Annotated in this window: 19 protein-coding genes and 2 tRNA genes; 9 read left to right on the forward strand and 12 right to left on the reverse strand. The window is 69.8% G+C overall.

What is annotated here, in order from left to right; all coding sequences use genetic code 11:
• Nucleotides 1–82 precede the first annotated feature (82 nt).
• A complete protein-coding gene (locus tag MUY22_RS00850; protein WP_247055940.1) occupies nucleotides 83–352 on the forward strand; it encodes a hypothetical protein in 270 nt (89 codons plus the stop codon).
• 324 nt (nucleotides 353–676) lie between these two features.
• On the opposite strand, the gene MUY22_RS00855 is transcribed toward MUY22_RS00850, so the two are convergent.
• The 3 genes from MUY22_RS00855 to MUY22_RS00865 form a co-directional block, all read right to left on the reverse strand.
• Nucleotides 677–1,909 (reverse strand): aldehyde dehydrogenase family protein, encoded by a 1,233-nt coding sequence (locus MUY22_RS00855; protein WP_247055942.1) that lies wholly within the window; start codon nucleotides 1,907–1,909, stop codon nucleotides 677–679.
• Between the two features lie 344 nt (nucleotides 1,910–2,253).
• Nucleotides 2,254–3,027 (reverse strand): M50 family metallopeptidase, encoded by a 774-nt coding sequence (locus tag MUY22_RS00860; protein WP_247055944.1) that lies wholly within the window; start codon nucleotides 3,025–3,027, stop codon nucleotides 2,254–2,256.
• A 163-nt stretch (nucleotides 3,028–3,190) separates the two neighbouring features.
• Nucleotides 3,191–4,108 carry a DNA-3-methyladenine glycosylase gene (locus MUY22_RS00865; RefSeq protein WP_247055946.1) on the reverse strand — a complete coding sequence of 306 codons (918 nt, stop codon included), beginning with the start codon at nucleotides 4,106–4,108 and terminating at the stop codon, nucleotides 3,191–3,193.
• 165 nt (nucleotides 4,109–4,273) lie between these two features.
• On the opposite strand from MUY22_RS00865, the gene MUY22_RS00870 reads away from it, so the two are divergent.
• The 3 genes from MUY22_RS00870 (at nucleotide 4,274) to MUY22_RS00880 (ending at nucleotide 7,505) form a co-directional block, all read left to right on the forward strand.
• Entirely contained in the window at nucleotides 4,274–5,023 is a 750-nt protein-coding gene (locus tag MUY22_RS00870) for a class I SAM-dependent methyltransferase (RefSeq protein ID WP_247055948.1), read from the forward strand.
• A 39-nt stretch (nucleotides 5,024–5,062) separates the two neighbouring features.
• Nucleotides 5,063–6,385, forward strand: a complete 1,323-nt coding sequence (locus MUY22_RS00875) for a M20 family metallopeptidase (protein ID WP_247055950.1) — start codon at nucleotides 5,063–5,065, stop codon at nucleotides 6,383–6,385.
• Nucleotides 6,386–6,494: 109 nt separating this feature from the next.
• Complete coding sequence (locus tag MUY22_RS00880; RefSeq protein WP_247055952.1) at nucleotides 6,495–7,505, forward strand: S1C family serine protease; 1,011 nt, start codon at nucleotides 6,495–6,497, stop codon at nucleotides 7,503–7,505.
• A 117-nt stretch (nucleotides 7,506–7,622) separates the two neighbouring features.
• On the opposite strand, the gene MUY22_RS00885 is transcribed toward MUY22_RS00880, so the two are convergent.
• Together MUY22_RS00885 and MUY22_RS00890 are read right to left on the reverse strand one after the other, a co-directional pair.
• Entirely contained in the window at nucleotides 7,623–7,988 is a 366-nt protein-coding gene (locus tag MUY22_RS00885; protein WP_247055954.1) for a DUF3224 domain-containing protein, read from the reverse strand.
• A gap of 73 nt (nucleotides 7,989–8,061) precedes the next feature.
• Entirely contained in the window at nucleotides 8,062–9,597 is a 1,536-nt protein-coding gene (locus MUY22_RS00890) for a helicase HerA-like domain-containing protein (protein WP_247055956.1), read from the reverse strand.
• A 114-nt stretch (nucleotides 9,598–9,711) separates the two neighbouring features.
• Between MUY22_RS00890 and orn the strand changes: the two genes are divergently transcribed.
• The gene (gene orn, locus MUY22_RS00895) at nucleotides 9,712–10,320 is read left to right on the forward strand and encodes an oligoribonuclease (RefSeq protein WP_247055958.1); all 609 of its coding nucleotides are present in this window, start codon (nucleotides 9,712–9,714) and stop codon (nucleotides 10,318–10,320) included.
• 74 nt (nucleotides 10,321–10,394) lie between these two features.
• Nucleotides 10,395–10,467 (forward strand) — tRNA-His (locus tag MUY22_RS00900).
• Between the two features lie 138 nt (nucleotides 10,468–10,605).
• On the opposite strand, the gene MUY22_RS00905 is transcribed toward MUY22_RS00900, so the two are convergent.
• Nucleotides 10,606–11,883 (reverse strand): glycosyltransferase 87 family protein, encoded by a 1,278-nt coding sequence (locus MUY22_RS00905; RefSeq protein ID WP_247055960.1) that lies wholly within the window; start codon nucleotides 11,881–11,883, stop codon nucleotides 10,606–10,608.
• Nucleotides 11,884–12,029: 146 nt separating this feature from the next.
• Between MUY22_RS00905 and proP the strand changes: the two genes are divergently transcribed.
• On the forward strand, nucleotides 12,030–13,475 hold the full coding sequence (gene proP, locus MUY22_RS00910) for a glycine betaine/L-proline transporter ProP (RefSeq protein WP_247055963.1): 1,446 nt from the start codon (nucleotides 12,030–12,032) through the stop codon (nucleotides 13,473–13,475).
• Here proP and MUY22_RS00915 read toward each other — a convergent pair.
• Nucleotides 13,472–14,170, reverse strand: a complete 699-nt coding sequence (locus tag MUY22_RS00915; protein WP_247055965.1) for an alpha/beta fold hydrolase — start codon at nucleotides 14,168–14,170, stop codon at nucleotides 13,472–13,474. The genes proP and MUY22_RS00915 overlap by 4 nt on opposite strands.
• Nucleotides 14,171–14,288: 118 nt before the next feature.
• Between MUY22_RS00915 and MUY22_RS00920 the strand changes: the two genes are divergently transcribed.
• Complete coding sequence (locus MUY22_RS00920) at nucleotides 14,289–14,627, forward strand: helix-turn-helix domain-containing protein (protein ID WP_247055967.1); 339 nt, start codon at nucleotides 14,289–14,291, stop codon at nucleotides 14,625–14,627.
• Here MUY22_RS00920 and MUY22_RS00925 read toward each other — a convergent pair.
• Nucleotides 14,624–15,817, reverse strand: coding sequence for an Ig-like domain-containing protein (locus tag MUY22_RS00925; RefSeq protein ID WP_247055969.1), 1,194 nt, complete (start codon nucleotides 15,815–15,817; stop codon nucleotides 14,624–14,626). The two genes, MUY22_RS00920 and MUY22_RS00925, sit on opposite strands and share 4 nt — an antisense overlap.
• Before the next feature lie 165 nt (nucleotides 15,818–15,982).
• Here MUY22_RS00925 and MUY22_RS00930 point away from each other — a divergent pair.
• Nucleotides 15,983–16,055: transfer RNA gene (locus tag MUY22_RS00930), tRNA-Lys, on the forward strand.
• Nucleotides 16,056–16,081: 26 nt separating this feature from the next.
• On the opposite strand, the gene xerC is transcribed toward MUY22_RS00930, so the two are convergent.
• The 4 genes from xerC to MUY22_RS00950 form a co-directional block, all read right to left on the reverse strand.
• Complete coding sequence (gene xerC / locus MUY22_RS00935) at nucleotides 16,082–17,614, reverse strand: tyrosine recombinase XerC (RefSeq protein ID WP_247055972.1); 1,533 nt, start codon at nucleotides 17,612–17,614, stop codon at nucleotides 16,082–16,084.
• A gap of 113 nt (nucleotides 17,615–17,727) precedes the next feature.
• Nucleotides 17,728–17,946: a helix-turn-helix domain-containing protein gene (locus tag MUY22_RS00940; protein ID WP_247055974.1), complete on the reverse strand. Its 219-nt coding sequence runs from the start codon at nucleotides 17,944–17,946 to the stop codon at nucleotides 17,728–17,730.
• On the reverse strand, nucleotides 17,936–18,745 hold the full coding sequence (locus MUY22_RS00945) for a site-specific DNA-methyltransferase (protein ID WP_247055976.1): 810 nt from the start codon (nucleotides 18,743–18,745) through the stop codon (nucleotides 17,936–17,938). Before MUY22_RS00945 ends, MUY22_RS00940 begins: the two co-directional genes overlap by 11 nt.
• Nucleotides 18,742–19,251: a hypothetical protein gene (locus tag MUY22_RS00950; protein WP_247055978.1), complete on the reverse strand. Its 510-nt coding sequence runs from the start codon at nucleotides 19,249–19,251 to the stop codon at nucleotides 18,742–18,744. Before MUY22_RS00950 ends, MUY22_RS00945 begins: the two co-directional genes overlap by 4 nt.
• Nucleotides 19,252–19,336 lie beyond the last annotated feature (85 nt).

Below are 19,336 nucleotides of genomic sequence, written 5' to 3' on the forward strand. Positions count from 1 at the left end.
CGATCCAGTATGCCGGGCTGTAACACCGCGGGCGATCGGGACGTCTACGACGTGTCACCACCCGAACTCGGAGCAGGGGAACATGACCACGCGAGGCTGGCAGAAAGAGCGGACGCTCACCACGCTCGACACGGTCGGTCGCGAGATAGCGGTGACGACCGGCCTCACCCGCGACCCGGAGGGCCGCCTGGTGGCGGTCATCGCGGTCGGCGACGGCCCCACGGCGATCTTCCGCCACCTGCACGACCTGGAAGACCGCCCGGAGCTGGTGGCCAACGCGGCCGACACTGCGGACGACCTGCACACGCTGACCGGCATAGCCCCGGTGCGGCAGCTGCGCCGCCGCCGCTAGCGCGGCAGGTTTCGCACCGCAGGGGGTCGCACCGCCGGGGAGGGTGGCACTGCGGGGTCGATGCGCGGATTGCCAGCCGCGCGGAATGATTCCTGCGGGCTTCGGCGCCGACGGGATTCCAGCTCTGGGAGCTGCCTCGGCACGGCAGTCCGAGGTGCTGCGCGACGGCCGCGAGAACTTGGCGGTAGTCAGGGGCACGGCGGTCAGCCCGCAGTCCCAGACCGGCCGGTTCCGCCCCGCGTGCTGTCGCCCTGTGGATCCGGACGGGCTCCTGCTCGGCCGCCGTCCGTGGCGGCCGAGCAGGTCCTTCGCCGCGGGTCGTGGTCAGGCGGGCAGGACGGCGTACTGGCGGACGTAGAGGTCCGTGTACGTCACCGGGCCGCGGGGGCCGGGGACCTTGTCCAGGTTGATGCCCGTTTCCGGGACCGCGAGGAGCTTGAAGCCGTCCAGGAGGCGGGTCGGGGCGTTCCAGAACACGCCCGTGCCGGTGTAGCCGTCGAAGAACGCGTCGGCGGCGGCCTCGTCCTCGGTCGCGATGCCCGCGGCCAGGCCCGATGTCTGCTCGTTCGCGATCTCGACGGCGTCGGCGAGGGCGCCGACCGTGGCGACCGTGACCGTCGCCTCGCGGTCGGAGTCCAGGGCCCACTCGTAGCCGATCGCGTGTTCGTGCGGGGCCAGCGAAGGCGTTACTCCCCGCTCGGCCAGCGCGTCGGCGATGCCCGGCCAGACGTCGTCGTGGATGTTCTCGTGGATCAGCAGCAGGTTGAGCCGGTTGCAGACCCCGAGCCGGTCGAGGCTGGCGAAGACCAGGTCGCGTGCCTTGGTGACGTCCGCGCCGCGGTCGACGTACAGGACGCCGCCGCCGTCGGCGTGGGCGAGCGTGCGCACGCCGTGGACCGCGGCTTCGGTGGCGAGGGCGCGGGTGCTGTCCCCGCTGCCACGCAGGATGACCAGCGGCACCAGGTCCGGCAGCCGCACCAGCGCGGACGCGGCTTCGCGCTCCACGCGCGGCACCAGCTGGACGCAGTCGGCGTCGATGCCGGCCGCCGTCAGCGCCGGCGCGATGACCACCTCACGCAGCCGCTGCGCCGAGCCGAGCGCGGCCGAACCCGTGCGCAGCACGCCGGCGTTGCGCGACTTGACCAGCTGCGACGCCACGTCGACCGTGACGTTCGGGCGCGCCTCGTAGTTCGCGCCGATCACGCCCACCGGACGGCGCCGTTCGACCAGCCGCAGCCCGCCGTCCAGCGTGGACACCTCGACCGAGCGCTCCTGGTGCGGCGCGCCGGCGAGCAGCCGTAGCTGCTCGGCCATGCCGGTCAGCCGCTCCGGGGTGATGGTGAGCCGGTCGAGCAGACCGGCGCTCATCCCCTCGGCCTTCGAGCGCTCGACGTCAGCCTGGTTCGCCTCGAGAATCTCGTCGCGGTGCGTGAGCAGGCGCTCGGCCATCCCGGCGAGGGCGGCGTCCACGGCCTCCGCACTGGCTGCGGCAAGCGACGGCGCGGCCAGCTTCGCAGCCCGTGCGCATTCCTCCACGGCCTTGGCGACCTCGTCCATCGTTCGGCTCCCTCCGGCTGACCAGCGAGAGTCCAGTTTGCCGCATGGGCCAGGCCCGGCGGCCAGGGGGCGCCACGGGTCGAGCGCACCACAGGCCCGAGCGCGCCGCGGCGGGGAGCGCCACGGCTCAGGTGCGCAGCGTCCAAGCCTGCCACGGGTCGAGTGCGCCACGCTTCGAGTGCTCCCCGGTGGGGAGCGCCAGGGCTCAGGTGCGCCACGGCTCATGTGCGCCACGGTTCGACTGCGCCGCGACCCAGCGGTACCGGAGCACGGCAGCACCGCCACGCCGCGTCGGGCCCACCGTGCCATGCCGGGCCCGCCGCGCCGTGCCAGCCGGGCCGTGGTTACTTGGCCACGGGCTCCAGCAGCCACAGGCCGCCGGCGATGAGGCAGCTGACCGTGGCCACCGCGAACACCAGGACCCAGAGGATCGGCGGGACCGCCGTGAGACGGCCGAGCTGGTCGGCGTCGGAGTCGCGGGCCTGGCCCCGGCGGCGCTTGGTCTGCAGCTCGATCACCGGCCGGACGCCGCCGAAGAGCAGGAACCACGTCAGCAGGTAGCCGAACGGGGCCTGGACCTCGACCGGCGCGACGAAGGCGACCAGCGCCAGCACCACCGCGCTGGCCACGACCGTGAACACCCCGTAGGCGTTGCGCACCATCACCAGCACGCCGAGCAGCAGCAGCGCGATCAGCACGAGGACCGTGCCGACCAGGTCGTTGCCCAGCAGGCTGGCGAACAGCAGCCCCAGCACCGACGGCGCCAGGTACCCGGCCATCGCGGTGAACGCCATCCCCGGCCCCTCGGGCTTGCCGCGCGAGACGGTGACGCCCGAGGTGTCCGAGTGCAGCTTGATGCCCTGCAGGCGCCGGCCGACCAGGACGGCCGCCAGCCCGTGGCCGGCCTCGTGCACGATGGTGACGACGTTGCGCGCCCGCCGCCACATCGTGCCGCCGACGAGCACCACCAGCAGCGCCACGCCCCCGGCGACCAGCGTGATCACGGCGGGCGTCTGGGCCTGCTCCAGCAGGTTCGCGGCCGGGTCGGCGGCGGCCTGGAGGGCCGCCGGGACGTCACGGGCCGTGCTGTCGAGCGCGAGTTGAACGGGCGAGCTCACCCGGACACCTCACCACAGGCGACATCTGGCTACGGTGAGTCCCCACCGGAGCGAGGTCCACGGCTTCCGGTATGGGTTCGGCTCGGTGGTGTACCTCCTTTCCTCGGCTCGGGCGAGAACGGTGATCAGGGTGCCGCGGACAGCACGACAGCCGCGGCTCAGCTCAGCGCGACTCCCGCATCCGGGCCTCGCCCTCCACCCGGAACAGGAACGACGTCCAGCTCCGGAACGGCGCCCAGGCCTCCGCGATCTCGGCCAGTTCCGCCACTCCCGCGTCCGGGAGGTGGTACGCCTCGCGCATGATCTCGTGCAGGCGGCTCTCCCCACGCGGGAAGACGTCCGGGTGCCCGGCGCCGCGGATCAGGATCAGCTCCGCGCTGAACCGGCCCACGCCCGGCAACAGCTGCAGTTGTTTGAGTGCGTCGTCGGCCGGCATCGCCCGCAACGTCGCCGCGTCGAGCAGGCCCTCGGCCGCCGCCCCGGCGATCGCTCGCAGGCGGTGCAGCTTCTGCACCGGTGCGCCGGGCAGGTACTCCAGTTTCGCCAGCTCGCCGGGCGCCGGGAACGACCAGAGCTTCGCCCCGTCCACCTCGACCTGCACGCCGTGGCGCTCGGTGAGGCCGCGGCGCAGGCGCACCGCCTGCGACATCCAGATCCGGTGGCTCAGCACCGCCCAGCACGCCGCCTCGTACGGCGACGCGAACAGGACCGGCCGCAGCCCCGGGTGCAGGCCTTGCAGCATCGAGACGACCGGATCGCGCTCGCCGGCTTCCGGGAACCCGGTGGCGTCGACGTCCAGCGAGCACATCCGCGTGACCTGCGCCAGGACGGCTTCCGTGTGCTCCTCGGGGGCGTGGACCTCCACTTCGACCACGCCCGGCGATCTCTGTCTCAGTACCGCTCCCACCGGCGTCCACGCGCCGTCGACCGGGAACGCCACGCGGAGCGCTCCGGGCTCCGTGTCCGCTTCCGGCCGCCCGGCGGGCGCGAACCCGGTCAGGAACTTCGCCGCCGCGGCCAGGTCGAACGGGCCGCGGACCGGGATCTCCCCGCTCGGTGCGGAAATCTTGGAAACCGCCATGTCTCCTCCTCGGAGTCGGTGATCGGTGGATCGCCACCTCGCCGACGACGTTAGGAAGGGGCACCGACAATTCCGGGCCTCGAACGCCCGCGCCCGGAGTTGTTCACTCGGTCGAGTGACCTCGGCTTGGGCATACTGCCGGTATCCGAAACGACGGGAGCGCCTGTGCCGACCACCGCCCTCGACCGGCTCGAGAAGCTGCTGGAGACCCCCGCGGAAACCCGCGCGGGCTTCCTCGACCTGCTGGGCACGGCGGACCAGGCCGGCCCGTCCACCGGCATCACGCAGCGCCTGATGCGCACCACCCTGCTCCCGCGGGTCTACGAGCGGTACTGGCGCCCCGCGCTCGGCCGCGCGCTCAAGGGTCCGGCCGGGCCCAGCATGGCGGGCGAGGTCCGGCTCGCCGCGAAACTCCTCGACCTGAAGCCGGGCCTGACCGCGCTGGACGTCGCCTGCGGCACCGGCCGGTTCACCCGCGCCTTCGGCGACGCCGTCGGCCCGGCCGGGCTCGCGATCGGCCTCGACGGCGCGCGCACGATGCTCACCAAGGCCGTGGCCGAAGGCGGCCCGGACAGCGTCGCCTACCTGCGCGCGGACGCGGTGCGCCTCCCCCTGCGAGAGTCCACTGTGGACGCCGTCTGCTGCTTCGCCGCGCTCCACATGTTCGCCGAGCCGGAGACCGCGTTGGACTCCTTCACGCGCGTGCTCAAGCCCGGCGGCCGGATCGTGCTGCTCACCAGCGCGCGCCGCGGCCGGCAGCCCGCGCGGCTGCTGGAGTCCGCCGGCGGGATCGTCAGCGGCCAGAAGATGTTCGACCGCGGCGAAATCGCGGCGAGCCTGCGCGCCCGCGGTTTCACCGAGATCACCGAGCGGTACGCCGGGGTCACGCAGATCGTGGCGGCCCGGCTGGGCTGAGCGCCGCGAACTGTCGGGGGTGGCGGTTAGCATCGCCCCATGACCCACGCCGAACCCGTCCCGCCCGACGACAGCTACCTCCGCTCCCTGGTCGAAGCCACGGCCGACGCGGTGGCGGCGGCCGAGCCGCTGTCCTCGCCGCACACCGGCGCGGACGAGGCGACCCGGGCCGAGGTGACGTCAGCGGTCGAGCGCAGTTCACCCGATCTGGTGGCGTTGAGCCAAGATCTGCACGCCCACCCCGAGGAGGGGTTCGGGGAACACCGCTCGGTCGGCGCGCTGGCGGACCTCTTGGCGCGCCATGGTCACGAAGCGACCGTCGGCGTGGGCGGCCTCGACACCGCGCTGCGCGTGAGCACGCCCGAGCGGGACGGCCCGCACATCGCCGTCCTCGCCGAGTACGACGCGCTGCCCGGTCTCGGCCACGCGTGCGGCCACAACGTCATCTGCACCACCGCCGCGGGCGGCTTCCTCGGCGCCGCGGCGGTGGCCGAGAAGCTCGGCGGGCGCGTCAGCCTCATCGGCACGCCGGCCGAGGAAGGCGGTGGTGGCAAGGAGATCCTGGCGCGCGCGGGTGTCTTCGACGACGTCGACGCGGTGATCATGCTGCACCCGTTCAGCCACGACGTCGCGCTGCACCCGTTCCTGGGCCGCCGTCAGCTGGAGATGGTCTTCCACGGCGTCGGCGCGCACGCCTCGGCCCAGCCGTTCATGGGCCGCAACGCGCTCGACGCGGCGGTCGCGGCCTACCAGGGCGTCTCGGCGCTGCGGCAGCAGCTTCCGCAGAGCGATCGCGTGCACGGCGTGTTCAGCGACGGCGGTGCGCGGCCGAACGTCATCCCGGCCCGCGCCGCGCTGCTGTTCTACCTGCGCTCCCAGAACCCCGAGACCCTGCGGGACCTGGCCACCCGCATGACGTCGATCGCGGAGGGCGCGGCGGCGATGACCGGCTGCGGCGTCGAGCTGATCTGGGACGCCCAGGCCGCCTACCTGCCGATCCGGTTCAACACCACGCTCGCCGGGCGCTGGTCGGTCAACCAGGCCGGCACCGGCCGCAAGCCACTGCCGCCCGGCATCGTCCCGGAGTCGCTCACCGGGTCCACCGACCTCGGCAACCTCTCCTACCGGATGCCGGCGCTGCACCCGATGCTCGGGATCTCGGGGCCGACGGTCGCGTTGCACACCAAGGAGTTCGCGGCCGCCGCCGGTTCGGAGACGGGTGACGCGGGCGTCCGCGACGGCGCGCTCGGGCTGGCCCTGACCGCCGCGGACTACCTCGGCGACGCCGAGCTGCGGAAGGCCGTCCACGACGAGTTCGAAGCGGCGGGAGGTGCATTGGACGTTCCGGCGTTCTTCGACTGAGGCGCGCGGAAAGCCTGAGAACCGCCTGAGTTTTCTCAGCTGATTCTTCTCAGCAAAGCCTGAGGGATTTCCACAGGTTGTTCACAAGCACAGGCGCGAATCTTGGTTCATGACCGAGAACGAGAGTCGGCCCGGCCCCGCCTCACCCGGTGGGCACCAGCCGCACCAGCACACCCAGCAGTACGGGCCGTACGCGCAGTACGCCTACCCCCAGCAGGCCGCGCCGAATCCGCTCTTCACCCCGCAGCCGCCGGCACCGCAGGCCCTCAAGAAGCCGCGCCGGGGCGGCCGGGTCGCGATGCTGGTCGGCGCGACCGCGCTCGGCGCCGCGCTGGTCGGGGGCGTCGGCGGCGCCGCGATCGTCGGGCTGACCGCGACCTCGGCGGACGGCACGACGTCGGTGAGCGCACCGGCGGCGACGGGGCAGACGGTCGCCAACAGCACGTCCGGTGACGTCAGCGGCGTCGCGGCGAAGGTGACGCCGAGCGTCGTGCAGATCAACGTCACCACCGACCAGGGCGAGGCGATCGGCTCCGGCGTCATCCTCAGCGCCGACGGCCGGATCCTGACCAACGCGCACGTGGTCGACGGCGCCCAGAGCGTCGTCATCACGACGTCCGACGGCACGAAGTACCAGGCCAGTGTGGTCGGCGCGGACACCAAGGCCGACATCGCGGTGGTCCAAGCGAAGAACGCCAGTGGCCTGACCGCCGCCAGCCTCGGGGACTCGAGCAAGCTCGCCGTCGGCCAGGAGGTCATCGCGATCGGCTCGCCGGGCGGGCTGCAGAACACTGTCACGACCGGCATCGTCAGCGCGCTGAACCGGAATCTGTCCGACATCGGCCAAGGCGAGCAGGAGCAGCAGCAGTCGCCGTTCAACCGCACCTCGAACCAGACCAGCGACTCGCCCAGCTACACCGCGATCCAGACGGACGCTTCGATCAACCAGGGCAACTCCGGCGGCGCGCTGGTCGACGCGAGCGGCAACGTGATCGGGATCAACTCGGCGCTCTACAGCCCGACGGCGTCGGCGAACGGCTCCGCGGGCAGCGTCGGGATCGGCTTCGCCATCCCGATCAACGACGCCAAGAAGATCGTCGACCAGATCGTGAACAACTGAAAGACGTGGACGGGCCGTGTTCGGGGCGGCCCGTCCCTCCCGCTTCGGGGAGCGGGGAACACGGCGAAGGCCGTTTCGAGAGTCAATCGGGGGCTCTCGAAACGGCCTTCGCGCTGTCTACAGCTCGTAAGTGAGCGTGAAGGTGTGGTCCGGCCCGATCTCGGCCGTGCCGGAGATCCCGGCCAGCTCACCCGAGCCGGAGCCGGTGAGGATCTTCAGCGTCAGGCCGGTGTCGTCGGCCGTGTGGTGCAGGACGAACGCGCCCTTGCGGCCGTCGACGGAGACGGCGAGACGTTCGAAGGCGACGTACGCGCGCGAAGTCGCGTTGGACGCCGTCAGCATCTCGACCGTGCTGGTCCCCTCGACCGAGCCGGTGAACGTCTTGGCGATCGCCACCCGGGCGAACTCCGTGCCCGCGGCCTCATCGGTCGCCTGCGGCTCCCACTTGTCGAGGACGAACGACGCGGTGGCGGTGCTGGTCATGGCTGGTTTCCCCTGTTCGTCGGTGATGGGCGCAAGCTTGGCAGCGATACCTGACAGGTCGCGTCAGGTTTTCTCAGCGCTTCCGGTTGCCGAACAGCCCGCGCGTGATCTCCCGGCCCAGCGCGCTGGCCGCGGACCGCATGAAGGACTTCACGGCCGGGTTCTTCATCGCCGATTCGATCATCCCGGGCTCTTCCTTCTCCTTCTTGAGAGCGGGCGCAGGCGCGGACTCGGGCGCAGGGGCGTCGGGCGCAGGCGCAGCCACCTTCGCGGCCAGCTTCTCGTAGGCCGACTCCCGGTCGATCGTCTCGGCGTACTTCGCGTGCAGATCCGACGAAGCGACCGAAGCGGCGACGGCCTCCGCGCCGATCGAGCCCATCTTCGACCGCGGCGCCCGCAGCCGCGTCCACGCCACCGGCGTCGGCGCGCCCCGCTCCGACAGCACCGTGACGATCGCCTCGCCGATGCCCAGCGACGTCAACGCCGTGTCGAGCTCGTAGAACTTCGTCTTCGGGTAGGTCTTGACCGTCTTGGCCAGCGCCGCCTGGTCGTCCGGGGTGAACGCCCGCAGCGCGTGCTGGATCCGCGCGCCCAGCTGGGAGAGGACGTTGTTCGGGATGTCCGTGGGCAGCTGCGTGCAGAAGAAGACGCCGACGCCCTTCGACCGGATCAGCTTCACGGTCTGTTCGATGCGCTCCAGGAACGCCTTCGACGCGCCGTTGAACAGCAGGTGCGCCTCGTCGAAGAAGAACACCAGCTTCGGCTGGTCGAGATCGCCCTCCTCCGGCAGCTCCTCGAACAGCTCGGCCAGCAGCCACATCAGGAACGTCGAGAACAACGCCGGCTTCGCCTGCAGGTTGTCCAGCTCCAGCAGCGTGACGACGCCCTTGCCGTCGCGGGCGCGCATCAGGTCGTGGACGTCCAGCTCGGGCTCGCCGAAGAAGTCCTCCCCGCCTTGGGCCTCCAGGTTGGACAAGGAACGCAGGATCACCCCGGCCGTCGCGGCCGAGACGCCGCCGATGCCCTTGAGGTCCGCCTTGCCCTCGTCGCTGGTCAGGTGCGTGATGACCGACCGGAGGTCCTTCGTGTCCAGCAACGCCAGCCCGCGCTGGTCGGCCCAGTGGAAGATCAGGCCGAGCGTCGACTCCTGCGTCTCGTTCAGCCCCAGCACCTTCGACAGCAGCACCGGCCCGAAGCTCGTGATCGTCGCCCGGATCGGCGCGCCCTTCCCGCCCGTCCCCAGCGACAGGAACTGCACCGGGAACGCCGTCCCCGCCCAGTCGTCACCCAGCTCCTGCGAGCGCTTCGACACCTTGTCGGTCGCCTCGCCGGCCGCCGCGAGACCCGACAGGTCACCCTTCACGTCCGCGAGCACCACCGGCACCCCGGCCGCCGACAACTGCTCCGCCACCAGCTGCAACGTCTTCGTCTTGCCCGTCCCGGTCGCCCCCGCGACCAGCCCGTGCCGGTTCAGCGTCGCCAACGGCAGGCGCACGGCGGCACCCGCGTCCGCCTGCCCGTCGATCACCACCGCACCCAGCTCCAGCGCGGCACCCTCACTCGCATAACCGGCGGCGATCTCGCCCGCCGGCGTCCCCTGCTCCGTCACTCGCGACTCCCCGATCTGTGTCCTGCACCACACCGGTGGCGGCCCCGCGAGCGTAAACGCGCCGTACGTGCAGGTAACGCACCTCTTGTCCCCGTGTCGGGTTAGGGTCACCAGGTGACCGACCGCCTAGTCTGGATCGACTGCGAGATGACGGGGCTCGACCTCGGCAAGGACGCGTTGATCGAAATCGCCGCCCTCGTGACCGACGCGGAGCTCAACGTGCTCGGCGAGGGAGTGGACATCGTCATCCACGCCGACGAGGAAAAACTCGCCGGCATGCCCGAGATCGTCCGCGAGATGCACGCCCACTCCGGCCTCACCGAAGAAGTGCGCCGCTCCACGGTGACCCTCGAAGAAGCCGAGCGCCGCGTCCTCGAGTACATCCGCGAGTACATCCCCGAACCCGGCACCGCGCCGCTGGCCGGCAACTCCATCGCCACCGACCGCGGCTACATCACCCGCGACATGCCGGCCCTCGACGCGCACCTCCACTACCGCCTCGTCGACGTCTCCTCCATCAAGGAACTCGTCCGCCGCTGGTACCCGCGCATCTACTACGCCAAGCCGGAAAAGGGCCTCGCCCACCGCGCCCTCGCCGACATCAAGGAATCCATCGGCGAACTCGACTACTACCGGCGCGTCGCCTTCGTCGCCCAACCCGGCCCCAGCAGCGACGAAGCCAAAGCCGCCGCCGCTGAAGTGCGCGAACAGCACCAGGGGTAACCCCCCGGAAAACCACGCGCGGGCACCCGCTACGATTACGGCATCGAGGTGATCGCACGCGGTTGCCTCAGATGGTGGGCGTAGCTCAGCTGGTAGAGCACCTGGTTGTGGTCCAGGAGGTCGCGGGTTCGAAACCCGTCGCTCACCCCGATGCCCCGACTTGGTCGGTCCCTTGCGGGACCTTTCCCGAGTCGGGGTTTTGCCTTTTCCTGTGGGGGTCGAACCCCCACACCCCCGCCGGGGGATGCCCCCGGACCCCCATCCCGTGTGGTCGGCCCGGGCGTGTCAGGTTGCGGGTATGAAGTCTTCCTTTGACGGGTTCAGCCAGGCTGGGCGGGCTGCCGCCAGGGCCAGTAGGGCCAGGGCTAGGAGCACGTACAACGTGTGGGCTAGCGCCTGGGCTGCTGTCGGGTAGGTCTCTGGGAGGATTACCAGGCCTACCAGCGGGACGTTTGAGCGTCCCTCTCCTACCTTCCAGGCGAATGTCAGCAGGTAGACCGCCGTCAAGATTGCTGCTGGCCACCACGTGCGGGAGCGTAGGGCGCCGCCGGCGGCCATTGCGAAGAACGGGATGAACCAGACCCAGTAGTGCGTCCAGGTCCAGGGGGTTACCAGGACCATTGTTGCGCCTATGACGCTCACTGCCAGCAGCTCTCGGCCTTCGCGGTGGGCTCGGACCGCGATCCAGAGGGCTGCCAGTGCGACCACGCCGGCCACGGGGATCCAGATGGGGCCTGGGACGTCGGCTATGCCCAGGAGGCGGGCCAAGGCGCCTCGGATTGACTGGTTTTCCGGGGACATTGCGTCGCTGTCGCCGGTGATCCTCGAGGGGTCGGCCAGGTTGGCTGCCCAGAATGCTTTTGAGTCGCCCGGTAGGGCTGCGAAGCCTGCTAGGGCCGTTACGGCGAATGCGCCTACTGCTACTGCTGCTGCGCGGAAGCGGCGGGTGGCCAGCAGGTAGATGACGAAGATGCCCGGGATCAGTTTGATGCCCGCCGCTACTCCTACGCCTACGCCTGTCCACCAGCGGTTGCGGCCCGTCAGGTCCGCCAGCACCAGTATCAGCAGGACCAGGTTGATCTGGCCGGCCGTGAAGTTCATCAGCACCGGCTGCAGGGGCAGTGCCAACGCCGTCAGAGCTGCCGTCGCGGCGACGCGGCCGTGGTCGCGGGCGTAACCCTGCTGACCCAGCGAGATCCAGACGACCGCCAGCAGCGAAAACAGGTTCACCAGCAGGGCCAGCATCGGCAGGAGCAGCTTCGGCACCAGCGTCAGGGCGACGAACACCCCGGCCGCGAACGGCGTGTACTTGAACGTGCCGCCGATCGTCGGCAGGTGGGACACGCCCGGCTCGTACAGCGGCGCACCCGCCCGCACCGCCTGGCCGGTGGCCACATAGGACTTGAAGTCCTCTAGGTAGATGCCGGTCGACGTCCAGATCCCGGCCCACACCGTGTAGCCCGCGAACACCACCAGCAACAGCAGGCCGGAGAGCACGGACCACCAGAGCGGCGCCGGCAACCTGCGCTCGACCGGCGCTTCCGGAACGACGACCGTCGACATCGGGTAACCCCCTCGGGGCACCACGAGCAGCAGCACACCCCTCGAAAACCTGGCAAAACGCCCTGCGGCGAGAGGCGCGCGGCCAGTGTAGCGATCCGGGTTCACCCGGATGGCCTTCGCCTGCCGGTGGTAACCCTCACGACCGGATGGCTCAACGTGCGGGAGTCTCGACCGGGGTGCACGGTGATCTCGTGGAACGTTCACGGGTGACGCTGCGCAAGAAGAAACTGCGGTACGAGGACATCACCGTGGTCGACCAGTCGCTGCTCAAGCGGGCCGTCGCGGCCGCCGCGCTGGGCAACGCGATGGAGTGGTTCGACTTCGGCGTCTACGCCTACATCGCCGACACCATCTCCGAGGTATTCTTCCCGGCGAGCGTGGCGCCCGGGGTGCGGCTGATCGGGACGTTCGGGGCTTTCACCGCCGCGTTCCTGATGCGGCCGCTCGGCGGGCTCGTGTTCGGGCCCCTCGGCGACCGGATCGGGCGGCAGAAGGTCCTCGCCGTCACCATGATCATGATGGCGATCGGCACCCTTTGCATCGGGCTGATCCCGTCGTACAGCTCCATCGGCGTCTGGTCGCCGATCCTGCTGGTGCTCGCCCGGATGGTGCAGGGCTTCTCCACCGGCGGCGAATACGGCGGTGCGACGACGTTCATCGCCGAGTACTCCCCCGACAAACGCCGCGGCTTCATGGGCTCCTGGCTCGAGTTCGGCACGCTCTCGGGCTACGTGCTCGGCGCGACCGTCGTCACCGGCATGAAGACCTGGGTCCCGCACGAGACGCTGCTCGACTGGGGCTGGCGGATCCCGTTCCTGGTCGCCGGCCCGCTCGGCATCATCGGCCTCTACATGCGGCTCAAGCTCGAAGAGACCCCGGCGTTCCAGAAGCACGCCGCGGAGTCCGAGAAGCGCGGCCGCTCCGGCGAGCCGTTCTGGAAGATGTTCACCGACTACTGGCCCTCGCTCTTGATCTGCATCGGCCTGGTGCTCGTGTTCAACGTCACCGACTACATGCTGCTGTCGTACATGCCGACGTACCTGTCCGAGCAGCTGCACCTCGACGCGACGCACGGCCTGCTGCTGATCATCGTCGTGATGGTCGTGATGATGCTGATCATCCTGGTCGGTGGCCGGATCACCGACAAGATCGGCCGCAAGCCCGTGATGATGGCCGGCTGCCTCGGCTTCCTCGTGCTCTCCTGGCCGCTGATACTGCTGGTGCACGACGGCGGTCTCGTCGTCACCTTCCTCGGCCTGATGGGGCTCGGCCTGCTGCTGCTCTGCTTCGAAGTCTCGATGCCCGCGACGCTGCCCGCGCTGTTCCCGACCGCGATCCGCTACGGCGCGCTGTCCATCGCGTTCAACATCTCCGTGTCGCTCTTCGGCGGCACGACGCCGCTGGTCATGCAGGCGCTGATCTCGTCCACCGGCCACGACTTCTGGCCCGCCTGGTACATGATGGCGGCCGGCGCGATCGGCGCCGTCGCGGTGTACTTCAGCCGCGAGACGGCGAACAAGCCGCTGTGGGGCTCGGGCCCCGCGGTCGACACCGAAGCCGAGGCGCGGAAGCTCGTCCGGGAGTCGGGCTAGCTCGCTTCGAGCAGCAGGCCGGCCAGCTCGGCGGGCATGGTGATCATGCAGTCGTGGCCGGTCGGCAGCTCCCGCACCCGCTCGCCCGGCGGGACGGGACGCCGGGTGATGCCTTCCGGCCGGCCGGCGACGCAGTGGATGTGCGTGCGCGGGATCGCCCGCACGGCCGGGTCGTCCAGCCGCACCGGCTCCGTCAGGCACCGCACCGGCTGGTCCGAGAGCATCGAACGCAGCCAGGCGACGTCGCCGGGATCGGTGACGCCGAACAGGCCGAGCGGCGGCGGCAGTTCCGGCAGCGGCGGCACGCGCCAGCCGTCGACGGCCGCGTCGACGAGCTGCTTGCTGATCGGCATCACGTCGATCGCGGTTTCGCCGTCTTCGGGCACCATCGCGTCGAGGTAGACCAGGTGCGCGATCCGCTCCGGGACGCGGTTGGCCACCCCCGAGACGACCATCCCGGCGTAGCTGTGGCCGACGAGCACGACGTCGTCGAGCTGCTCGTGTTCGATCAGGCCGGCGATGTCGTCGACGTGGGTGCCGAGCCCGACGTCCGGGGTCAGCAGGTGCGCCTTGTCGCCGTAGCCGGTCAGGGACGGCGCGAACGCCCGGTGCCCGGCGGCCTCCAGCAGCGGGACCACGCGGTCCCAGCTGCGTCCGCTGTGCCAAGCGCCGTGTACCAGCAGAAATGTCGTCATGGTCGAGTGGTTCCTCCTCGTGCCTCGGTACCATTTGGTAACCGAGACCATCGTGATCCACTCGACGCGCACCGGGCAATACGGCACATTTTGGTGCCCCGGTTCCCAGGAGGTAACCATGGAGGACCCGTGCAAGGCCCGCCAAGTCCTCGGCATCGTCGGGGACAAGTGGGCGTTGCTGGTCGTGCGCATGCTCAAGGACGGGCCGCGGCGGTTCACCGAGCTCAAGCGGTCCGTCGAGGGCATCAGCCAGCGGATGCTCACCGTGACCCTGCGCGACCTCGAGCGCGACGGCATCCTGACCCGCACGGTCGTCGCCGTCATGCCCCCGCACGTCAGCTACGAGCTGACGCCGATGGGCCGCACCCTGCGCGAGGCCACCGCGCCGCTGCTGGCGTGGAGCATCGAGCACCTGCCGCACATCGACGCGGCCCGCGAGGAGTACGACAACCGCTAGTTCGCGGCGGTCCGCCACTCGTCCCAGGACAGCTGCCAGACGCTCCAGCCGTCGGTGGATTCGAGCTTCGGGCCGCCGCTGTTCTGCACGGTGACGACGTCGCCCTTCTTGGACGTGTCCATCAGCCACTTGGTGTTCTCGGTGGACAGGTTCAGGCAGCCGTGGCTGACGTTGCTGTGCCCCTGCTGCCGGACCGACCACGGCGCGGAGTGGTAGAAGATGCCGCTGTAGGACAGGCGGACGGCGTACTGGACGAAGGTGCGGTAGCCGCCGGGGGTGTCCTCGGGGACGCCGTAGGTGCCGGAGTCCATCGTGTAGCCGGTGTGCTCGCTCATCACGGTGTAGGTCCCGGCCGGCGTGGTGTGGCCCGGCTTGCCCATGGAGGTCGGCATGGTCTTGACCTCCTTGTCGTTGACGGAGACCGTCATCTGGTGGGTGCCGCCGTCGGCGACCGCGACGAGCTTGTCGCCGACGGCGCCGGTGATCGTCTTGTCCTCGCGGCCGTAGCTGCCGTTGCCGAGCGGCTTGCCGTAGACGGCGGCGTCGACCTTGATCTTGGTGCCGCTCTTCCAGTAGTCCTTCGGCCGCCAGGTCGCCTGCTTGTCGCCGGACCAGCGGAACGCGCCCTCGGTGGCCGGCTCGGCGGTGACCTTGAGCGCCTTCTCGGCCGCGGCCTTGTCGGCGACGTTGCCGGTGAAGGTGAAGATCAGCGGCAGCCCGACGCCGACGGTCTCGCCCTCGACGAGGTTCACCGAGACGCCGAGCTGGCGGGCGGGCTTGGCGGTCGTGAAGCTCGACTCCGACGTGACCGGCTTCCCGTCGGTCCCGGTGGCCGTCGCGGTCAGCTTGTAGGTCTTCCCGTACCCGAGCGGCTCGGCGGAGTCCCACCCGGCGCCGTCCGCCCGCGGCTTCCCGCCGACGGCCTTCCCGTCGGCCCCGGTCAGCTTCACGTCCCCGACCTTCCCGTCGGCGACGGCGACGCTCACGGGTTCACCGGGCGCGACGTCCTTGGCGTCCTTGGCCGGCGTGAGCGTGAGCGCGGCGGCCTTCAACACCGGCTTCGGCGCGGACGCGGACGTCGTCACCTGCGGCGTCTCACCCGAAGGGCTGCCACTGCACCCGGCCACCGTGAGGCCGATCACCCCCGCGGCCACCAGCAACCGCGCCCACCTGCCGCTCGAACGCCTCATGCCACCCGCCTGTTTAGTCGTCCATGTCCGGCTCCAGTGTGCCCGACCAGCCCGGACACCGGGGCGGGAACGCCCGAACCCGCACAAGGGGACCCCCCTGAAACAGGCTCGGCGGCTGGTGCTAATCTTTTCCACGTCGCCGAGGGAAACCTCCGGCAGACACCGGCGCCATTAGCTCAATTGGCAGAGCAGCTGGCTCTTAACCAGCGGGTTCGGGGTTCGAGTCCCTGATGGCGCACCCTCACTCCCCAGGTTGAAATCTCTTCAACCTGGGGATTTGTGGTTTCCGGAACTTCTTCTTCCGCTTCTGGACTGTCCACAGTGGTCTCTTGCGAGCCCGAGGGGAGCCCGAGAGTGCCAGGGAGTGAAAGCGGCCGCCGCGGGATGGCTCCGGCGAGCTTCCGGGCGGCGTCGTCCAGGACTTCTTTCCCGACGTTGGTGTAGAGGTCCATCGTGACCTTGATCGACGAGTGCCGGAGCATGCTGGATCACCTTGATGTCCACCCCCGCCGCCAGCGCCAGCGTCGCCGCCCCGTGGCGGAGACCGTGCAGGGTGATCGGGGGCAAGCCGGCCAGCGTGATCAACCGGGCGAACTCGTCAGCCACATCGGCGGGGTGCAGCGGGCTGCCGTCCGGCTTGGTGAAGAGCAAGTCGTGATCGGGCCAGCCGTCACCGAACTTGGCCCTGGCCGCGTCCTGAAGAGCCAGATGGACCCGCAGGATCAACACCGTGTTCGGATCGATCGGCACGATCCCCTCCGACGACGGCGTCTTGGGCTTGCCCTGACCGGTCTCCCAGCCGTACTGGACGATCTGGTTGGCCACCTCGATGCTCCCGGCGTCGAGGAAGGTGTCCGAGCGGCGCTGCCCGCACGCCTCGCCGCGCCGCAAGCCGGTGTGGGCGATCAGATGGAACAGCGGATAGAGCGGATGGTTGATCGCGAAGTCCAAGAACTGGCCGGTCTGCTCGCCGTCCCAGACCATCACCGGGTACGGGACAGTTCCCGTGCGACGCCATAACGCGACCCGCTCCGGAGTCCACAACTTCGGCGTCGGACGCACCGCCGGCGGCAACTGGACCAGCTTCGCCACGTTGTGCGTCAGCAAGCCCTGATCGACATACGGCCGCAAGATCGCCCGCAGCGTCTCCTTGATCCGGTGCAGCGAGGCCGGCCCGACCGGGCGCTGCCACTTCACCGCCGCGACCTTCTCCGGATCCCCACTGGCCCGGTACTGGCCGATCAGATCGTTGCGCTCCACGATCGCCTCGAACATCTCGTCCAAATGCCCGACCCGCAACCGGTCCACTCGCACCTTGGCCAAGTGCGGACGCAAGTACAACCGGATCTGCGACTCGTACGAGCGGTACATGTTCCGGCTCACGGTGCGCTTCTTCAACGCCAGGAACTTGTCGAAGACCGCCTCCATCATCGGGTGCTCCAGCACCTGAGCTCCCGCCCGGACGAGACGACGCACCGCATCGATCTCGGGCAACGGCTGCTTCTGCGAGATCAGTCCCGCGAGCAAGTCTCCGATCCTGCCCAAGGTCTCGGTATCGCCCTCCTCCGCGATACCGAGCAGGTCTCGCACCCGCTGCAGCCCCTTCTCCGCCTCCGTCGCGCTTTCGTAGCCACCACGGCGCCGCGGCCGACGGTTGCCCTCGGCGTCCGGAGGCAGCTCGATCCGCAAGAACCACTGACCGTGCCGCTTGTTCTTCAGCTTCTGACACGCGCTGCCGAGCGACTTCTTGTTCTCGTCCCGGCACGAACACCGCCGGAACACCGAGCCGTTGGCCACTGAGGACACCTCACCTCTCGTTCGTCAAGCACCCACCAAGGGCTTTCTCCAGCCCGAATGCTCGCGCTGCGGGCACCACTCGGGGAAGCCCGAGCCCGGGAAAGATCACCTGATCAGGTGGCAAGCCCCAGCAACCGCAACAACCCCGACGTCGGCACCCGATACGACCCGCCGACCCGGACGACAGGGCAAGGAAAGGAGCCACCCCGGGCCAGGGCATACGCTGTGGTGCGGCGGATCCCCAGCGCCCGAGCGGCCGTCATGAGGTCCACGACTGCCGGCAGCGCGGCCACCTCGGCCAGCGTCATCGCGTGCTCCAGTTCAGCTGCCATTGCTGAGCCCCAGCCGTTGCAGGGCAAGCTCGTGCCATTCCGGGTTGAGGTCGACACCGATGTACCGGCACCGGTGCTCTCGCGCGGCGATCCCGGTGGTCCCGCTGCCGGAGAACGGATCGAGAACCGTCCCGCCTGGACGGCAACCCATCCGCACGCAGCGACGCGCGATCTCCAGCGTTCCCTTCGCCGGGTGCCCTACTCGGCCGCGGTCCGACGAGACGCTCCACACCGACGTCTCACCGGTCTCACAGCGGTCTCGCCGGTCTCGGGCCAGCACGAAGATGTTCTCGTACTGGTGCGCGAACCGGTCTCGGACGCTCTCCGGCCGCGCGTTCGGCTTGTGCCAGATGATCTCACGCTCCAGCAGCCAGCCGCGGCTCATCAGTTCGAGTACCACTCGCCACGGCACGCCGACGAGATCCTTCGCGCGGGACGATGCCTGCGGCGGTCGATGCGTCCCATAGGGGTTCCGTGACCGCTGTGCTGCGGTGCGTGCGCCGGAGCCAGCAGCGACGTAGTAACCCCACGAACCGCCGTAGCTGTCTCCCAGGTTCAGCCACACCGTGCCCCACGGTGCCAGTACCCCGGCCAGTTCGTCGAAGAGCAGGGCAAGGCGCTCGACGTACTCATCGACGGTCGCCTCTGCACCGAGTTGGCGCCCGACTCGATAGTCCCGTAGTCCCCAGTACGGCGGTGATGTCACCACGCAGTCCACCGAGTGCATCGGCAGCTGCCGCACCACCTCGACAGCATCACCACTACACAGCATCGTCTGTCCGTCGTCATAAATGGTCATGCGTCGGCCTGAACCCGTTCGCCACCGAACAAACTCAGGGTGATGCCGTCCGCCGGACAGCCGACGGCTGCGAAGCGCTCATCGACACTTTGCTCTCCCGAGAGCACGACATCACCACGATGAGGACCAGAAGATCGCGGAACACGAAGTTCGAAGTAGTACTGCGGCTGCCGCACCAGGAGAAACGTCATCCGGGGCGGAGACCAGCTCTCGCCAGCACCATCCACAATGGCATTGCGAAGCAGCCATCCCGCGCGTTGCAGGGTGAACGCCACGCGCCAGGGAAGGCCGACCTGCGAACCATCGACACGGTGGTCGCACAAGGTGAGCCACGACGTACCCGTGGGGCGAAGCACTCGGCGCACCTCCGACCAGACGCCCCGCAGACCGATGACCGCGGCATCGGCCGGGACAAGACGAACGTCCGGCCGTGCCAGGACACAGTCGACGGATTCGTCGGGTACTTCTGCAAGGCCATCGACGGCATCGGAAAAGATGTTCTGCACGTTGCTGCCCTCCGTATCTCGACGACTCAAGACACGGAGAATCCGGCAGAATCTGATTCGGCACTCTCCACGGCAACGCATTTCG

Source organism: Amycolatopsis sp. WQ 127309 (genome assembly GCF_023023025.1).
Lineage (GTDB): Bacteria > Actinomycetota > Actinomycetes > Mycobacteriales > Pseudonocardiaceae > Amycolatopsis.

Excerpts from the sequence above, each read along its gene's own strand:
- proP (WP_247055963.1), top strand. The coding sequence starts at position 12,030 with ATGGCTCAACGTGCGGGAGTCTCGACCGGGGTGCACGGTGATCTCGTG.
- MUY22_RS00850 (WP_247055940.1), top strand. The coding sequence starts at position 83 with ATGACCACGCGAGGCTGGCAGAAAGAGCGGACGCTCACCACGCTCGAC.
- MUY22_RS00940 (WP_247055974.1), bottom strand. The coding sequence starts at position 17,946 with ATGGCAGCTGAACTGGAGCACGCGATGACGCTGGCCGAGGTGGCCGCG.
- MUY22_RS00885 (WP_247055954.1), bottom strand. The coding sequence starts at position 7,988 with ATGACCAGCACCGCCACCGCGTCGTTCGTCCTCGACAAGTGGGAGCCG.
- MUY22_RS00915 (WP_247055965.1), bottom strand. The coding sequence starts at position 14,170 with ATGACGACATTTCTGCTGGTACACGGCGCTTGGCACAGCGGACGCAGC.
- MUY22_RS00945 (WP_247055976.1), bottom strand. The coding sequence starts at position 18,745 with ATGACCATTTATGACGACGGACAGACGATGCTGTGTAGTGGTGATGCT.
- MUY22_RS00880 (WP_247055952.1), top strand. The coding sequence starts at position 6,495 with ATGACCGAGAACGAGAGTCGGCCCGGCCCCGCCTCACCCGGTGGGCAC.
- MUY22_RS00875 (WP_247055950.1), top strand. The coding sequence starts at position 5,063 with ATGACCCACGCCGAACCCGTCCCGCCCGACGACAGCTACCTCCGCTCC.
- MUY22_RS00920 (WP_247055967.1), top strand. The coding sequence starts at position 14,289 with ATGGAGGACCCGTGCAAGGCCCGCCAAGTCCTCGGCATCGTCGGGGAC.
- MUY22_RS00855 (WP_247055942.1), bottom strand. The coding sequence starts at position 1,909 with ATGGACGAGGTCGCCAAGGCCGTGGAGGAATGCGCACGGGCTGCGAAG.
- MUY22_RS00905 (WP_247055960.1), bottom strand. The coding sequence starts at position 11,883 with ATGTCGACGGTCGTCGTTCCGGAAGCGCCGGTCGAGCGCAGGTTGCCG.
- MUY22_RS00865 (WP_247055946.1), bottom strand. The coding sequence starts at position 4,108 with ATGGCGGTTTCCAAGATTTCCGCACCGAGCGGGGAGATCCCGGTCCGC.
- MUY22_RS00925 (WP_247055969.1), bottom strand. The coding sequence starts at position 15,817 with ATGAGGCGTTCGAGCGGCAGGTGGGCGCGGTTGCTGGTGGCCGCGGGG.